This is a genomic window from Actinomadura rubrisoli (assembly GCF_004349215.1).
In the GTDB taxonomy this organism is placed as follows: Bacteria; Actinomycetota; Actinomycetes; order Streptosporangiales; family Streptosporangiaceae; genus Spirillospora; species Spirillospora rubrisoli.
This window is the reverse complement of record NZ_SMKU01000235.1, coordinates 1-14,694: the sequence shown is the minus strand read 5'-3', so window position 1 is coordinate 14,694 and position 14,694 is coordinate 1. Positions and strand designations below refer to the sequence as shown.

The 14,694-nt window shown below is 69.5% G+C and carries 16 protein-coding genes; 7 read left to right on the top strand and 9 right to left on the bottom strand.

Annotated elements, in window-relative coordinates; translation table 11 throughout:
* Both E1298_RS32535 and E1298_RS32530 read left to right on the top strand, forming a co-directional pair.
* The coding region (locus E1298_RS32535; protein WP_424923174.1) for a TerD family protein at nucleotides 1-770 on the top strand (770 nt) is incomplete at its 5' end.
* Nucleotides 771-863: 93 nt separating this feature from the next.
* Entirely contained in the window at nucleotides 864-1,526 is a 663-nt protein-coding gene (locus E1298_RS32530) for a nitroreductase family protein (protein WP_131900113.1), read from the top strand.
* A gap of 23 nt (nucleotides 1,527-1,549) precedes the next feature.
* On the opposite strand, the gene E1298_RS32525 is transcribed toward E1298_RS32530, so the two are convergent.
* The 3 genes from E1298_RS32525 to E1298_RS32510 form a co-directional block, all read right to left on the bottom strand.
* Nucleotides 1,550-2,182 carry an HhH-GDP family DNA glycosylase gene (locus E1298_RS32525; protein WP_131900111.1) on the bottom strand — a complete coding sequence of 211 codons (633 nt, stop codon included), beginning with the start codon at nucleotides 2,180-2,182 and terminating at the stop codon, nucleotides 1,550-1,552.
* Between the two features lie 148 nt (nucleotides 2,183-2,330).
* On the bottom strand, nucleotides 2,331-3,050 hold the full coding sequence (locus tag E1298_RS32520; protein ID WP_131900115.1) for a ribonuclease HII: 720 nt from the start codon (nucleotides 3,048-3,050) through the stop codon (nucleotides 2,331-2,333).
* Between the two features lie 608 nt (nucleotides 3,051-3,658).
* The gene (locus tag E1298_RS32510; RefSeq protein ID WP_131900109.1) at nucleotides 3,659-3,934 is read right to left on the bottom strand and encodes an ATP-binding cassette domain-containing protein; all 276 of its coding nucleotides are present in this window, start codon (nucleotides 3,932-3,934) and stop codon (nucleotides 3,659-3,661) included.
* Between the two features lie 184 nt (nucleotides 3,935-4,118).
* Between E1298_RS32510 and E1298_RS32505 the strand changes: the two genes are divergently transcribed.
* Entirely contained in the window at nucleotides 4,119-6,701 is a 2,583-nt protein-coding gene (locus E1298_RS32505) for an AAA family ATPase (RefSeq protein WP_131900107.1), read from the top strand.
* Between the two features lie 97 nt (nucleotides 6,702-6,798).
* Complete coding sequence (locus tag E1298_RS32500; RefSeq protein WP_131900105.1) at nucleotides 6,799-7,884, top strand: winged helix DNA-binding domain-containing protein; 1,086 nt, start codon at nucleotides 6,799-6,801, stop codon at nucleotides 7,882-7,884.
* A 215-nt stretch (nucleotides 7,885-8,099) separates the two neighbouring features.
* Here the strand turns inward: E1298_RS32500 and E1298_RS51935 are convergent, their stop codons facing one another.
* The gene (locus tag E1298_RS51935; protein WP_424923173.1) at nucleotides 8,100-8,387 is read right to left on the bottom strand and encodes a TetR family transcriptional regulator C-terminal domain-containing protein; all 288 of its coding nucleotides are present in this window, start codon (nucleotides 8,385-8,387) and stop codon (nucleotides 8,100-8,102) included.
* 883 nt (nucleotides 8,388-9,270) lie between these two features.
* Between E1298_RS51935 and E1298_RS51930 the strand changes: the two genes are divergently transcribed.
* From E1298_RS51930 to E1298_RS32475, 3 genes are read left to right on the top strand one after another with little or no spacing between them, the layout of a single operon-like run.
* The gene (locus E1298_RS51930) at nucleotides 9,271-9,498 is read left to right on the top strand and encodes an SDR family oxidoreductase (protein ID WP_131900103.1); all 228 of its coding nucleotides are present in this window, start codon (nucleotides 9,271-9,273) and stop codon (nucleotides 9,496-9,498) included.
* Nucleotides 9,499-9,544: 46 nt separating this feature from the next.
* The gene (locus E1298_RS51320) at nucleotides 9,545-9,661 is read left to right on the top strand and encodes an SDR family oxidoreductase (RefSeq protein ID WP_131900101.1); all 117 of its coding nucleotides are present in this window, start codon (nucleotides 9,545-9,547) and stop codon (nucleotides 9,659-9,661) included.
* Nucleotides 9,662-9,687: 26 nt separating this feature from the next.
* Nucleotides 9,688-10,383: a histidine phosphatase family protein gene (locus E1298_RS32475; protein ID WP_131900099.1), complete on the top strand. Its 696-nt coding sequence runs from the start codon at nucleotides 9,688-9,690 to the stop codon at nucleotides 10,381-10,383.
* Between the two features lie 513 nt (nucleotides 10,384-10,896).
* Here the strand turns inward: E1298_RS32475 and E1298_RS32470 are convergent.
* Genes E1298_RS32470 through E1298_RS32450 form a run of 5 tightly spaced genes read right to left on the bottom strand, consistent with a single transcriptional unit; the run spans nucleotide 10,897 to nucleotide 14,002 of the window.
* Entirely contained in the window at nucleotides 10,897-11,745 is an 849-nt protein-coding gene (locus tag E1298_RS32470; protein ID WP_131900097.1) for a 5-oxoprolinase subunit C family protein, read from the bottom strand.
* A complete protein-coding gene (gene pxpB / locus E1298_RS32465; RefSeq protein WP_131900095.1) occupies nucleotides 11,742-12,356 on the bottom strand; it encodes a 5-oxoprolinase subunit PxpB in 615 nt (204 codons plus the stop codon). The genes E1298_RS32470 and pxpB overlap by 4 nt, the downstream gene beginning before the upstream one ends.
* Nucleotides 12,353-13,105 carry a LamB/YcsF family protein gene (locus E1298_RS32460; protein WP_131900093.1) on the bottom strand — a complete coding sequence of 251 codons (753 nt, stop codon included), beginning with the start codon at nucleotides 13,103-13,105 and terminating at the stop codon, nucleotides 12,353-12,355. Before E1298_RS32460 ends, pxpB begins: the two co-directional genes overlap by 4 nt.
* Nucleotides 13,106-13,157: 52 nt before the next feature.
* The gene (locus E1298_RS32455) at nucleotides 13,158-13,526 is read right to left on the bottom strand and encodes a hypothetical protein (RefSeq protein WP_131900091.1); all 369 of its coding nucleotides are present in this window, start codon (nucleotides 13,524-13,526) and stop codon (nucleotides 13,158-13,160) included.
* Nucleotides 13,523-14,002, bottom strand: coding sequence for a hypothetical protein (locus tag E1298_RS32450; protein WP_131900089.1), 480 nt, complete (start codon nucleotides 14,000-14,002; stop codon nucleotides 13,523-13,525). Before E1298_RS32450 ends, E1298_RS32455 begins: the two co-directional genes overlap by 4 nt.
* Nucleotides 14,003-14,694 lie beyond the last annotated feature (692 nt).

Here is a 14,694-nt window from a genome sequence, read left to right as displayed (position 1 = left end):
GCCCGGGACAGTACGCGCCTCCGCCCCCTCCGCCAGGCGGTCAGTACAACCAGCCAGGGCAGTACGCTCCGCCGCCCCCAGCGCCCGGATACGGTCAGCCGCCACAGGCTCCGCAGCAGCAGGCCCCGCAGCAGCAGGCCGGCAAGATCTCCTTGACGAAGAACTCGCCGTCGGTGTCGCTCACCAAGCATGGCGCGACCTCCGGCAACATGCGCGTCAACCTCAACTGGACCGCGCGGGAGGGCGTCGCGAAGGGACGGCTCGGCAAGCGACGCCGCGGCGTCGACCTCGACCTGGACCTGTGCTGCCTCTGGGAGCTGCAAGACGGCCGTAAGGGCATCATCCACGCGCTCGGTGACATGGGCGCGCTCGACCGGGCGCCGTTCATCAAGCTCGACAAGGACGACCGTACCGGCGCGGTCGAAACGGGCGAGAACCTCACGATCAACCTCGACCACACCGCCGAGTTCAAGCGGATCCTGGTCTTCGCCGAGATCTACGAGGGTGCCGACGACTTCCGCGGACTGGACGCGATCGCCACGCTGTTCCCGCTGGGTTCGCCGCCGATCGACATGCGCATGGACGACTGCACCGACGCGTCCCGTGACGCGGTCCTCGCGCTGTTGGAGAACGTGAACGGCGATCTGGTCGTGCGCCGGGAGGGCCGGTTCGTCCTGCCGCCGCCCGGCCGCCCCCGCTGGGGCAAGATGTCGGTCGACCAGGCGTACGGCTGGAACCTGGAGTGGGTCGCCTCGCGCGGCAAGGACTGAGCATCCGACCCCTGCGCGTGTTGGAACGGCCCCGGAATCTTGGCTGATCTTGCCGGTTGTCCGGGGCCGGTAGCGCGCGGTAGGAACGGTTGCATGAGCACTCAGCGGCAGTACCCCGTCGTGCCGGCACCACGTTTCGACGTGCCGGGTGAGAAGGCGGTCGGGCGCGTCCAGGCGTTCGCCGACACGATGGCGTTGCGCCGTACCGTGCGCGACTTCTCCGGCCGTCCGGTGCCGCAGGAGGTCATCGACCATGCGATCCGGGCGGCGGCGACCGCCCCCAGCGGCGCGAACCTGCAGCCGTGGCGTTTCGTGGTCGTCACCGACCCGGAACGCAAGCGGCGCCTGCGGGAGGCTGCCGAAGAGGAGGAACGCGAGTTCTACGAACGGCGCGCCTCCCAGGAGTGGCTGGACGCGCTGGCGCCTCTGGGCACCGACTGGCGCAAGCCATTCCTGGAGGACGCTCCGGCGGTCATCATCGTCTTCGAGGTGCACAAGGGTCCGGAGACGCCTCGCCCGTATTACGTGAAGGAGTCGGTGGGCATCGCCGTCGGATTCCTCTTGGCCGGGTTGCACCAGGCGGGTCTGGCCACCCTCACTCATACTCCAAGCCCGATGCGCTTCCTGAACGATGTGTGCGAACGGCCGCTGGAGGAGCGTGCGTACGTGGTGATCCCTGTCGGCTATCCGGCCGATGACGCGATGGTGCCCGACATCACCCGCAAGCCGGTGGACGAGGTCATCGTCAGGTTGTGACCGGAGGATCGCCGGATGGGACGTCAGGCGGCCTTCACGGCATCGGCGAGCTTCTTGTCTCGGGCCACCCTGACCAGGGCCGCGGTGAGGCGTGCCAGGTCCTTGTCGGGCACCTGCGAGGCGAGCTTGCCGGCGTCGGTGGGCAGACCGAGCCGTTCGGCGCCCTTCTTGACCTGGGAGTCGACGTACGGGCGGAGCCAGGGCCACATGGCCTGAGCCTCCCTGCAGAAGATGTCCACTCCCGTCGGCCCGATGCCGGGGAACTCCCTTAGCAGGTCGCCGATCCGCTCCGGATCGTGCTCCGCTTCGGTGGCGAGCTTGCGAAGGTCGCCCTTGTACTTGTCCTGGACCATTTCTGCGGTCTCGCCCAAGCGCGTCGCGGTGCTCTCGTCGTAGCGGACGTAGTGGCCCCTGCCGAGCGCGTCGACCCGTTGCTGCCACGTCAGTTCGCTCATGCCGTGTGGTGTTCCGCCACCGGCCTCGAACAGTTCCCGTGCGGCGGCCAGTGCGATCTCTGAGGAGATGCGGGCGCTGAGCAGGTTGGCCAGGACTAGCAGCTTGAAGAGGGCGGCGGGCTGGTCCTTCAACGGCACGCCGGCCTGTTCGGCGAACGTCTCTCCTGATTGCCGCATCAGCTTCTTCACGACAGCGTCCATGGAATGTACCTCCGTTGGACGCCGCCCTACCCCGGCACGGGACGATGACTCATCCGCCGGTCCGGGGATGAGCAGCCACCTGAGGGCCCTCAGGAAGCCATCTGAGGGCTCAGGGACCCGCTGGCGACCTCAGGGCCGCGGAGTGGCCTCAGAGGAGGCTGAGTTGGCCCTCACCGGCGAGCGGGTCTCGGTGCCTCTTGAGATGCCGCCAGCGTGGCAGACCGTCCAGGTAGGACCAGGACAGCCTGTGGTGGGGGGTGGGGCCGGACTCCTCCAGGGTCCGCTGGTGGACGGGCGATGGGTAGCCGGCGCTGTCGGCGAACCCGTATCCGGGATATTCCCCGTCCAGTGCCGCCATCAGCCGGTCACGGTGGACTTTGGCGAGCACAGAGGCGGCCGCGACCGTCACCGAGCGCTGGTCCGCCTTGATCTCGCAGCGTACCTGCCAGGGGCTGCGCAGGAAGTCGTGCTTGCCGTCCAGGATGACCACGTCCGGCGGGGCCGGGAGCGCCTCAAGCGCGCGGACGGCGGCGCGCCGTAGCGCCTCGGTCATGCCGACCTCGTCGATCTCCTCGGGAGCGGACGCGCCGATCGCGTGCGCGTGGAGCCATCCTGGGAGCACCTCGGCGAACGACTCGCGATGGGTCTCGGTGAGCAGCTTGGAGTCGGTCAGCCCGATCGTCCTCTTGCCGCGCCCCTGAAGGACCGGTGGCGGGCTCAGATCGGTAATTGCGGCGCAGACCACGACCGGGCCCGCCCAAGCGCCGCGTCCGACCTCGTCCACTCCGGCGATCCTGATCGGACGGTCGTCCTCGGCCAGCGCCGCCCGTAGCTCGCCCTCGATCTCATAGCCGGCGATGCGGGGCAGGTCCTTAGGTGCCGCAGTGGCCGGGTCCAGGCCAGGCAGGGCACCGGTCGGATCGGTCAAGGAATCTCCCTCGGAATGTGCTCACCGCTGTGTTCCGACGCGCATTCGTGGACGCGCTCGACCACATGCATAGCAGCCCACGAAGGCGGCGACGGCACGGCCGAGCCGCTCCCGTCGTCCTGTCGCGGGAAGTCACCCGCGTCCTCTGATGGTAGGTGCTCGGCGCCCTCCGCGCCCGGAATCGGCTGTAGAACCACAGGTCAGAGCCAGCCGTTATGGCTGGCGGCGCCGACCGCCTCGATGCGGTTACGGGCTCCGGCCTTGCCGATCGCGGCGGACAGGTGGTTGCGGACGGTACAGGGCGGAGGCGCCGCCGATGCCGATGAGCATTGGCAGCTCGGGCCCCCGGGTTGCCGAGGCATGTGACCTACGACGACGCCTGGCGCGGCCGAGTAGAGGGAACATCGTGTACCACCGGTCTTGAAACGCCAGTCCGGTCGCCGAGGCTAGGGCCGCCTCAGCGACCAGCAGACCCACTGGCACCCGCAACGGCACTCGTTCATCGAACCCCTCCAGACGTTCACTTGCGGCTCTCCTCGTTCACTGGGTCACGGTATGCGGACCGAGTGTTCACGCCGAGCGGGCCGAACGGGCCGAACGGGCCGAACGCCGGTAGCCTCCACCGCGCCGGAGTCCGGCAGTAGAAGGCCGAGCATCATGCCGATCGTGGTGGACTTGGCTGCTCCGTTCGGCCGCAGCAACGCCACCGTCGTCCCACGGTCGAGCCGCAGGTCGATGCCGTCCACCGCTCGTGCGCGTCCGTAGCTCTTGGTCACACCGGTCAGTACGACCGCACCTGCTGTTTCGTTCGCTGTGACTCTCATACCGACGACGCTAGGGATTTGCCGCAGCCTTCTGCAGAGCCGGACATCCTCTTCTGCTCAGTACAAATGTCCTGGTCTCGTGGGTGCGGCGATCGGTGGAACCGTCCAGTTCGGCTCATCAGGAGTCAACGAACCGGGTGTGAGTGGTCCCGTTCTGGCGGGTCCTGCGCTTTACTCGGTTTTGATGGCTCTGTTCGGCAGGTCCCGCTCCCGCCCGGCGAAGGGCGCCGCGGCACGGGATCTATTCGAGCGCCTGCGCTGGCGCTACTTCCAGGTCCCGCCGGGATTGCGTTTCCTTGGCGGGCTCTTGCTCGTCGCCCTGGCACTGTCGGCCGTGATCGTGCTGAACGGTCCGGTCCTCGGCACAGCGGCCTTCACAGTGATCCTGCTCATCGTCGTCCATCTGACCCTGCGGTCGCCGACGGGCATGGCGGTCATCACGGTGATGGCCTCCTGGCTGGCGCTGTCGGTGCCACTGGGCAGGCTCTATCCGGATGAGGGACATCCCTCCTACCTGAACCCCGCGTTGCTCCTTGCCCTGCTCGCCCTTCCCGTGGTGGTCGTGGCGTTCCGCCTGCGCGGGTACGCGCCGTGGCGCACCGCCATGCTCGCACTGGGCGCCGCTGGCGTCGCGACGGCCGCCGTCGCCCATCCGCTGCCGGAGGCCGACGTAGCGCCCGCGTGGGCTGCCGCCCTGGCCGTCCTGGCCTATCGCTGGGATCGGGCGCGGCGTACGGTGCCCGCCGAGGCCTACGAGACCGGATGGGTCCAGGAGCAGGCCAGCCCCAAGGGAGACGGCATGGCCAAACCACGCAAGAACCCCTCCGGGCCGGACAAGCGCGATCGGCCTGACCGGCGCGGAGGCGGAGGCGTCGGAGGCGGGCCGGGCGATGATGCCGTCGCATCGGCCGCCGGTGTCCCAGCATCGACGCAGACCGCGTACGAGCAGCGTGCTGCGGCGCAGGCGGCTGACACGGCCGTCGTGGCCGAGTCCAGCGCGTCCCCCCAAGCGCGCGCTGAGGAGGAACCGGCCATCTCCGTCGCCGAGGCGCTCGCCGAGCTCGAAGGGATGATCGGGCTGGAGCCGGTCAAACGCCAGGTCCGATCCATCGCCGCGTCCATCGAGGCCGCGCACCTGCGCGCCGCCGCCGGAGTCCCGACCGAGAAGCCCATGCGGCATTTCGTGTTCGTGGGACCGTCCGGTACGGGCAAGACCACCGTCGCGCGTGTCCTGGCCAAAATCTTCTACGCTTTCGGGCTGCTGCCAGAGCCGACCGTGGTGGAGGCCCAGCGCGCCGACTTGGTCGGGGAATTCCTTGGTGCCACGGCCATCAAGACCAACCGCCTCATCGACTCCGCGCTTGGTGGTGTGCTGTTCATCGATGAGGCCTATGGTCTGGTCAACTCCGGCGACGGCCAGCCCGACCGGTTCGGTGACGAGGCCGTGCAGACCCTCCTCAAGCGCGCCGAGGACGACCGCGACAACCTGGTCATCATCCTTGCCGGCTACGACGCGCAGATGGAGGAGTTCCTGGACTCCAACCCCGGCCTCGCATCGCGTTTCGGCACCCGCGTGCACTTCCCGTCGTACCGGCCTGCGGAGCTCCTGCAGATCGCCGACTACCACACCGGGCTCCGCGAAGACCGGCTCGACGCAGAGGCGCGCAGCCGGCTCGCCGTCCGCTTCGAGGAAGTCGAACGGCGCGGCATCATCGACGCACTGGGCAACGGACGGTTCGTCCGGTCGCTGACCGAGGCCGCGGCGCGCGCGCGGGACGTGCGCGTCGTCGAGGGCGTCTCCTCGTCCGCGGAACTGGCCAAGCCCACCGCCGAGGACCTGGTCACGCTCCTCGCCGAGGATGTCGAGACAGCGTTCGCCGAGGTCACGGAGCGGTACCGCGGCTACGCCGAGACCCCCACGCTGGACGAGGCGCTCGGCTCTCTCGACGCGATGATCGGGCTGGAGCCGGTGAAACGCCAGATCCGCGAGATCGCGGCCCAGCTCCAGGTCGCCCGCATGCGCGAGGAGCAGGGCCTGGTCACCCGGCCCCCGATCCGCCATTTCGTCTTCACGGGACCGCCCGGCACCGGGAAGACCACGGTCGCACGGGTGCTCGGCCGTATCTTCGCCGCGTTCGGCCTACTCGCCCGTCCTGAGGTGGTCGAGGCCCAGCGCGCCGACCTGGTCGGCGAGCACCTGGGCGCGACCGCGCTCAAGACGAACAAGGTCATCGACTCCGCGCTCGGCGGCGTCCTGTTCGTGGACGAGGCGTACGCGCTGAGCAACCCCGGATATTCAGGCGGCGACGCGTTCGGCTCAGAGGCGGTGCAGACACTGCTCAAGCGTGCCGAAGACGACCGCGACCGCCTCGTCATAGTGCTCGCCGGATACGAGGCTGACATGGACCGCTTCCTGTCGTCCAACCCAGGGCTGTCCTCCCGTTTCGACGTGCGCGTGGACTTTCCCTCCTACGGCCCTGACGAGCTGCTCCGCATCGCGCAGCTCATCGCCGAGCAAGGCGGCGACCACTGGGAAGAGAACGCCCTCGACGATCTCGCCCTGGTCTTCCAGCGCGCATGCGGAACAGGCCGGATCGACGAACTAGGGAACGGCCGCTTCGCCCGCTCCATGTACGAGAAGGCGTGCGCCTGCCGCGCCCTGCGCGCAGCCGGGCTCGGCTCCGCCGCCACCACCGACGACTTGACGCTCCTCACCACTGACGACGTCCGAGACGCGTTCGCCGAGCTGACCCACCGCCTCGCCTGACCATCACCCACCTCGACCCACGCCCACGACGGCCTGGGCGTGGGTCCTGACGGGTCGGCGGTCTGTTCTGTCGGGTGCGTACGGTGTAATCGGTGCCATGGTCTCGGTGACGTGGGCTCAGGTGCTGACTTGGCGTATGCGGCGGCAGTACATCGAACCGGCGGGTGACGCTTCGGCGGTCGACATCGCGCGGCGGCTGGCCGGCGTCCAGGCCCAGGTCGCGTCCGCCGCTGAACTCGCCGTGGCCGTGCGGCAGGTGATGCCCAATGCCGGTGAGGTGTCGCGGGCCCTGCTGGAGGAGCGGACACTCGTGAAGACGTGGGCCGTACGCGGCACCCTCCATCTGTTGCCCACGGACGAGGCCGCCGCCTATCTCGTGCTCTGCACCGCGATCCGCAACTGGGAGAAGGGCAGCTGGCAGAAGAGCTTCGGTGCCACACCGTCCGACCTGGAGGCGATCGCAGAGGCGGCTACCGGCGCGCTGGCGAACGGGGCGGCGCTGACCCGTGAGGAGCTCACTGCGGCCGTGGTCGAGGAGACCGGTTCGCGGCATCTCGCCGAGGTACTCGGTTCCGGCTGGGGGACTCTGCTCAAGCCGCTCGCTTGGTGGGGAGTGCTCTGTTACGGGCCGCCGCAGGGCACCCGGGTCACCTTCACCTCACCGGAGCGGTGGCTGCCCGGGTGGATGGGCCTGCCACCGATGGAGGAGGCCGCTCGGACGGTGATCCGCGCATACCTCGGCGCGCACGGACCCGCTACGCCTGACATGTTCGACAACTGGCTGATGCGCAAGAGGAACCGGAAGAAGGACGTCAAAGCCTGGTTCGCCGCCACCGAGGATGTGCTGTCCACGGTCGACGTCGAGGGCGTGCCGATGTATGTGATGGAGGAGCATCGGGACGCGTTGCTCGACACCCGGCCCACCACGTCCGTCCGGCTCCTGGGGGCGTTCGATCAGTACGTGCTCGGGGCGGGGACCGGTGCGGCCTACCTGATTCCGGCCGAGCATCGCGGTGCCGTGAGCCGTGCGGCGGGATGGATCGCCCCGGTCGTCCTGAACGATGGCCGTGTCGCCGGCGTATGGGATGCCAAGGACGGTGATGTGGCCGTGACCGCATTCGAGGACATCCCCGGCGGTCCGCTGGACGCGGAGATCGCTCGCCTGCGCCTGCTGTTGTCCTGACGCTCGGTGCCCCTTGCGCGAAGCCAGCACCAACGGGCGGGGGCATCGATAGATGATCTTGGCGCGATTCAAGTTATCCACAGAATCACGTTCTACTTCCACGTCCTGGCGATGCCCGGCAGCATCGAAGTCGGGTCGCTACGCGGCGGCAGGGGTCACCCTGCGGCGGTCGTGTAGCTGAAGGTTCGCCTGAACTGTTAGGGGGTGATCGCGGACTAATTGACCAAGGTCAGGCCAGCTAGACGCTCCAGGTCTTCGCGGGATACGCCGCCTGCGGCTTGTACGGAGAGCCCGTAGGAGACCGACCAGACGTAGCGGTCCAGGGCCGCGCAGTCGGCGGACGACGGTAGGTCGCTTTCGGTGCGGGCGCGCTCAAAGCGGGCGGCGAGATTGGCTTCGCCTCGGCGGCGACAAGACGCGATCGCTTGGCGGACGGGCTCGTTCTGCTCGCCGGTGGCGAAGGCGCTTTGCGCGATGAGGCATCCACCGGGGTCCGGTCGCAACCTTGACGGCGCCGCGCAGGAGCGTCTCGACGACGACGCGAGCGGTGGGCTCGGTGAAAGCCGTGCGGACGTAGGAGGCAGGGCCTTCGACGTAGCGGTCGAGCGCCTTGCGGAACAGGGACTGCTTGTTCCCGTACGAGGCGTACAGGCTGGGGTGGTTGATGCCCGTCGCCTCCCTCAGGTCGGATAGGGCGGTGCCCTCCTAGCCCTGCCGCCAGAACACCTTGAGGGCACGGTCGAGCCGCTCATCCCCGTCGAACTCGCGGGGGGCGTCCGGTCCCCATGGGTCCTCCCTACTTGAGTATCGAACGGTTTAGTGCGCCGCCGACTTAAATACCGTTCGGTACACACTGGAGGCCTGGCGGTTCTCAAGGGCAAGGTCGCGCTGGCGACGGGTGGGTCGCGGGACATCGGCGCGGCGGCGGCCAGGGCGCTCGCCTAGCAGGGGGCGGACGTGGCGATCGGCTATGGCGCGTCCGGAAACAAGAAGGAGGTGGTACGCGAGATCGAGGGCAGCGGTCGTCGGGGGGCGGCCTTCCGCGTCGACCAGCCTGATCCGGCTTCTGTGCCGACCGGGTGGATCCGGCTTCCGCGTCGACCAGCCTGATCCGGCTTCCGTGCCGACTAGACGGATCCGGTGCAGGTCGCGGATCTGGTGGTCGGGATGGTGGCGGAGTACGGGCGCCTGGACGTGCTCGTCAATAGCGCTGGCATGATCATCGGTGAGGCGGTGAGGCGGTGAGGCGGTGAGGCGGTGAGGCGGTGAGGCGGTGAGGCGGTGAGGCGGTGAGGCGGTGAGGCGGTGAGGCGGTGAGGCGGTGAGGCGGTGAGGCGGTGAGGCGGTGGGACCCGTCGGCGCTGGGAACGCAGGTGCGAGGTGAACATGGACGCTGTGGTGGCCGCGATCCGCGTAGCCGCACCGGTTCTGCGGGATGGGGGGGACGGATCACCACGATCGGGTCCATCCTCTCAGCGCGCTCGCGCGTTGCCCGGGCATGCCGGCTACGCCAAGGCGGCGGTCATCGGCTACAGCAAGGGCGCGGCGCGCGATCTGGGGCCCCGGGGCATCATCGTGAACGTCACAGGTCCGGTGTGGTGGCGACCGACATGAACCCGCGGACGGGCCGTTCGCGGACGCCCAGCGTGAGATCAACGCCATGGGGCGGTTCGGCCGTCCAGGGGAGGTCGCCGCCGGGTTGGTGTTCCTGGCGAGTCCGGGCGCCTCGTACGTCACGGGTGCCGTCCTTGGTGTCGATGGCGGGGCTCCAGTCTGAACGAGCCATCATTTAGGGTGCCCTTCGTGGACGAACGGGACGAACTGATCGAGTACCGGCAGAAGCCGTACGAGGCACCGGCGGGCGCGACCGAGCTGCTGCTGGTCCGGCACGGCGCATCCGCTGTGTTCCGTCCGGACACGCGATTCCCGCTCGTCGCTGGCCAAGGCGACCCCGAGCTCGCACCCGAGGGGCGAGAGCAGGCAGAGCAAGTCGGCGAACGGCTCGCCGCAGAGCGTTTGGACGCGATCTACGTGACCACGCTGCGCCGGACAGTGCAGACGGCGGAGCCGCTCGCACGGCGTCTTGAGCTGGAGCCCAGGATCGAGGCCGACCTGCGGGAGGTCTACCTGGGCGACTGGGAAGGGGGACTGTTCCGCAAGATGGTCGCCGAGAACGACCCGGTGGCGCAGCGGATGTTCGCCGAGGAGCGCTGGGACGTCATCCCCGGCGCGGAGCGCAGCGAGGCGTTCGCCGAGCGGATCGAGGAGAGCCTCGAACGGCTCGCGGCGGCGCACCCGGGCGGCCGTGTGGCGGTGTTCACGCACGGCGGGGTGATCGCCCAGGCGCTCGCGTCCGCGACGGGCGCCAGACCGTTCGCCTTCCTGGCGCCGGACAACGCGTCCATCTCGCGCCTCGTCAGGATCGGCGGCCTGTCGGCGATCAGAGGCTTCAACGACGTAGCGCATCTGACAGGCTCGACCCCAACCCCACTGAGCTAGCGACCCTAGCGAGGTGGTCCACTCTGCGCGCGGTGGCTCGGGTCCTGCGTAGCGGCTTGCTTTCCTGGGTGGCGGCTCAGCCGTCGGTGACGCGATCGACAACGCGTTGATGGAATCGGCGATCGGGCTGTACAAGACCGAAGTGATCAACGACGTGAGCCGTGGAACAACCTGACCGGCGTCGAGCCGGCCACCGCCGGGTGGGTCGATTGGTACAACACCGTCTGGCTGCACGGTGAGATCGGCCCCGCCCCACCCGACGAGCACGAGGCCAGCTCCTAACTAACGACTCACAAGACCGCAGGTCACAACCTAGAGCCTTCAGCAAACCCGGGGCGCTTCGTTCGGTGGTGTCGCGGTCGAAGTGGCGGCCTTGTGGTTGGCGTGCCCGCCGTAGTAGGGCGGGTGGTGTCTTGTGTTGGAGGGCTTTACGTTGCGGTCTGGTGCAACTGGCTCATCGGCGGGTCCGTCAGATGTCAAGCGCGCCGCGATCAGCGCTTACGTTTCCATTAATTAGAGGTGGAAGCGGAGCTTCTGGCCGGGGCGCAGCTGGGCGGCTACAGGGATGTCGGCTGAGGCGAGGACCGCGACGACCGGGTAGCCGCCGGTCGTTGGATGGTCGGCTAGGAAAATGATCGGCCGTCCGCTGGGCGGTACCTGGAGCGAACCGGTCACCATGCCTTCGCTGCTCAGTTCGCCGTCGCGCACTCGGGTCAGAGGGGCGCCGGCCAGCCGGATGCCCACCCGGTTGCTGTCCGGGGACACCTCGTACGGTGTGGACGTCAGGACGGTCATGGCATCGTCGCTGAACCAGTCGTTGCGGGGGCCGGGCAGGATGCGCAGTACTGGCGTGTCCGCCATGGACGGTGCGGGTGCGATGTCCACGGTGATGTCGTCCAAGCCCTTGGCTGGGCCGACGGGGAGCCGGTCGCCGGGAACGAGGGGGGCAGGGCCGAGACCTGAGAGGAGGTCGGTTGAGCGGCTTCCAAGGACCTCGTCGGTGGCGAGGCCGCCGCGTACGGCGAGGTAACTGCGGAGGCCGGACGGTGGTGTTCCGAGTTCGACCAGGGCACCGGCCGGGATGAAGCACGGCGCGTTCGTTCCATGGACGCGGCCGTTGACGCTCAAGTGGACAGGTGCGCCAGCGACGGCGATCCACGCGCGCGTGTGGAAGCGGAGTGCGCCCCCGCCGAATGTGAATTCCACGGTCGCCGCGTCCTCGGGATTGCCGACGAGCCGGTTGGCCAGCCGGAAGGCCCGCTCGTCGGCGGCTCCCGACCGGGGAACGCCGAGATGGGCGAGACCGGGCCTCCCGAGGTCCTGGACGGTCGCGAGCGGGCCGGGCCGCACGACCTCGATCAAGGAGACTCCCCGGGGACGAAGCGGACGCGCATCCCGGGCTGGAGCAGCGACGGGGGATCGCGAGTCACGTCCCACAGCGCCAGTCCGCTCCGGCCGAGCAGACGCCACCCGCCCGGTGAGGCCGACGGGTAGACCGCGGCGTAAGGCCCCGCGATCGCCACCGAACCTGCGGGGACGGCCGTGCGCGGCGACTCGCGGCGGGCCACGTGCAGCGCCGGATCGAGACCGGTGAGGTATCCAAAGCCGGGGGAGAAGCCCAGGTAGGCGACCGTGTACGCGGCGGAGGAGTGCCGGTCGACGACCTCGTCCCGGGAGAGCCCGGTGAGCTCGGCGACCTCGTCGAGGTCCTCGCCGTCGTAGACGACCGGGATCTCGACCGGGTCCGCGCCGCCCGCCGCGTCCTGGGGCAGTGGGAGGGCCGGTAGGCGAGCGGCGAGACGGTCCAGGTCGGTGCCGGGGACGGTGGCGACCAGGACGGTCCGTTCGCCGGGGACGACGTCCACGATGCCGGGCAGGGCCGCCTCCCGGAGCGCAGCGTTCAGCCGGTGCGCGGTGGCCAGGTCGCCGGTCTCCACGAGCAGCGCCGTGTCCCCCGCCCGCCGGATCCTCACGCGAACGGCTCCAGCGCCACCGCAGCGTCCGACAACGCCGATCGGACGGCCCGCGCCAGATTCACTGCGCCCGGGGTGTCGCCGTGGACGCAGATCGAACGCGCCCGCAACGCGACCTCGCTGTCGTCCACCGCTATGACCGTCCCGTCGACGGCCATGCGGACGGCTCTGCGGACAACGGTCTCCGGGTCGTGCACCACGGCGCCCGGCTCGCGACGGGACACGAGCCCACCGGACGGCGTGTAGGCGCGGTCGGCGAAGCACTCGGCGACCACGGTGAGGCCATCGGCGACTTCATGTACGGCAGAGCCGGGCAGGGTCAGGAACGGAAGCGCCGGGTCGTACGCCCGCACGGCTTCGGTGACCGCACCGGCCTGCACGGGGTCGCGTGTGACGCGGTTGTAGAGCGCGCCGTGCGGCTTGACGTATGCCACACGTCCGCCTTCCGCGCGCGCGATGCCGTCCAGTGCCGCGACCTGGTAGAGGACTTCGGCGGTCAGTTCGGGAGCGGCGACGTCCATCTCCCTGCGGCCGAAACCGGCCAGGTCGCGGTACGACACTTGCGCGCCGATCGTCACCCCGCGCTCGACCGCCGCCGCGCACACCCGCCGCATGATCAGGGGATCGCCCGCGTGGAACCCGCACGCCACGTTCGCGCTGGTGATCACATCGAGCAGCGCCAGGTCGTCGCCCAGCTCCCAGATACCGAAGCCCTCGCCCAGGTCGGCGTTGATGTCGATGACGGCCATGCCCAAGGTCTACCACCGCTCCCCGCGCGCGCTTTGCGCGACCCAGGCCGTCTCAGACGGATTCCTCGTGCATGTCCTCGACCTCGCTCCGCGGTGCCCACGTCTGATAGACACCCCGGTCGAACAGTTCGAGCCCAAGCTGCTCGGCGACGGGGGCCTTTCCGCCGGTGTACTCCACCCGCAGCCAGCCCTCGTGTTCGCCGATCACCATGAACGGCTCCCCGCGCCACGTGCAGTACGTGCTGACATACGACAGGTGGTCGACTTCCGACATCTGCACCACCTGGACGTACCGTTCGTGCCCGATCTGCCGGAACCCGTCGACCTGCTGTGCCAGATACAGCCGCACCCGGTCGCCGTCCGGGCTCGCCTCGTAGTCGGTACCGCGCCAGCCCGCGTAGAAGCCATGCCTGATGCTCATCCCTGCCCTCCTGGCAGCCGCACCAGCCACCTGCGCAGATCGGCGTCGTACGCGGCCACCAGCGACTCCGCCCCGGCCGTGTTGATCCGGCACAGCTCGGCGCCGTGCGGCAGCCGCTGGCTCTCGATCTTGAACTCCGGGATCGCCGGGCCGTCGCCGGGCGCGTAACCCGACCCCGGGAACGGCGCCTTCTCGATCACCCATCCGCCCGGGACGATGCCCATGCTCCACTCGTCGATCCCGCCGAGCGGCCGACGGAACAACGGCGGTTTCACCGCCGGCCACCGGACCACGAAGGTCGCCTCGTCCGTCAGGGTGAACGGCGACCCCTCGTACACCAGTCCCAGCCCCCGGATCAGCGCCGCCGGAGTTCGCATGTCCCGCACGTCCTGGAACCGGTGCACGTACCCCGCAACGAGGTCGTAACCGCCCTCCAGGTAGTGCTGGACGTGTTCGGCCCGCACAACCTTCTGCATGACGACCTGGGTAGCGGCGTCATTGGGGGCTGGACTGGCCGCGGGTGTCTTTCCGGTGGTTGCTTGTGGAGCCTGTCCTTCGGCTGCTCCCGCTGCGCCCTGTGTGGCAGGGGCGCCCTGCTGTACTGTGCCGGACCGGCCCTGGGGCGGTACCGGCGGGGACATTGCGGCGTCGCGCGGGTGCCCCGGCGCGCCTTCGGTCGTGCTTCCGCCGTCGAACGCGCGGGTGGGTTGCTGAGGAGCCTCAGGGACCTTTGGCGGACGACCCGTCCCGCCTGGCGCCGCGCCCGGCCCCGTCCTGCTGGGCGTTGCACTCACTCCTGGCGCGCTGGGTGTTGCGCCCGGGCCGCTTATGGGTCGGTCGGTGGTGGGCCTTGAAGGCGCTGGGCCGCTTATGGGTCGGTCAGTGGCGGGCCTTGGAGGCGCTGGGCCGTCGCTGTGGGATTCGCCTGGATGACCAGAGGCAGGTGTAGGCGCTTCCGCAGGGGAGTGCGCGGGGGGATGGGGAGGCGTCGCGATGCCTGGCGCGCCCTGGGCGGCGTTCGTCCCAGGCGGGGATGCGTGAGGTGTCGGCGGCGTGCGCGGGGTATCGCCACGCGCGGGGTTGCCTTGCGTTGCAGGGGGGATGCCTTGTCCCTGACGCGGTGCGGGACCAGGCGTCTGGGCGGGCTCTTGAGGAGCGGCTGGGGTGC

Coding starts and splice junctions, on each gene's coding strand:
- E1298_RS32530 (WP_131900113.1), top strand. CDS start 864: ATGAGCACTCAGCGGCAGTACCCCGTCGTGCCGGCACCACGTTTCGAC.
- E1298_RS32525 (WP_131900111.1), bottom strand. CDS start 2,182: ATGGACGCTGTCGTGAAGAAGCTGATGCGGCAATCAGGAGAGACGTTC.
- E1298_RS32510 (WP_131900109.1), bottom strand. CDS start 3,934: ATGAGAGTCACAGCGAACGAAACAGCAGGTGCGGTCGTACTGACCGGT.
- E1298_RS32505 (WP_131900107.1), top strand. CDS start 4,119: ATGGCTCTGTTCGGCAGGTCCCGCTCCCGCCCGGCGAAGGGCGCCGCG.
- E1298_RS32500 (WP_131900105.1), top strand. CDS start 6,799: ATGGTCTCGGTGACGTGGGCTCAGGTGCTGACTTGGCGTATGCGGCGG.
- E1298_RS51930 (WP_131900103.1), top strand. CDS start 9,271: ATGGACGCTGTGGTGGCCGCGATCCGCGTAGCCGCACCGGTTCTGCGG.
- E1298_RS51320 (WP_131900101.1), top strand. CDS start 9,545: ATGGGGCGGTTCGGCCGTCCAGGGGAGGTCGCCGCCGGGTTGGTGTTC.
- E1298_RS32460 (WP_131900093.1), bottom strand. CDS start 13,105: ATGGCCGTCATCGACATCAACGCCGACCTGGGCGAGGGCTTCGGTATC.
- E1298_RS32455 (WP_131900091.1), bottom strand. CDS start 13,526: ATGAGCATCAGGCATGGCTTCTACGCGGGCTGGCGCGGTACCGACTAC.
- E1298_RS32450 (WP_131900089.1), bottom strand. CDS start 14,002: ATGCAGAAGGTTGTGCGGGCCGAACACGTCCAGCACTACCTGGAGGGC.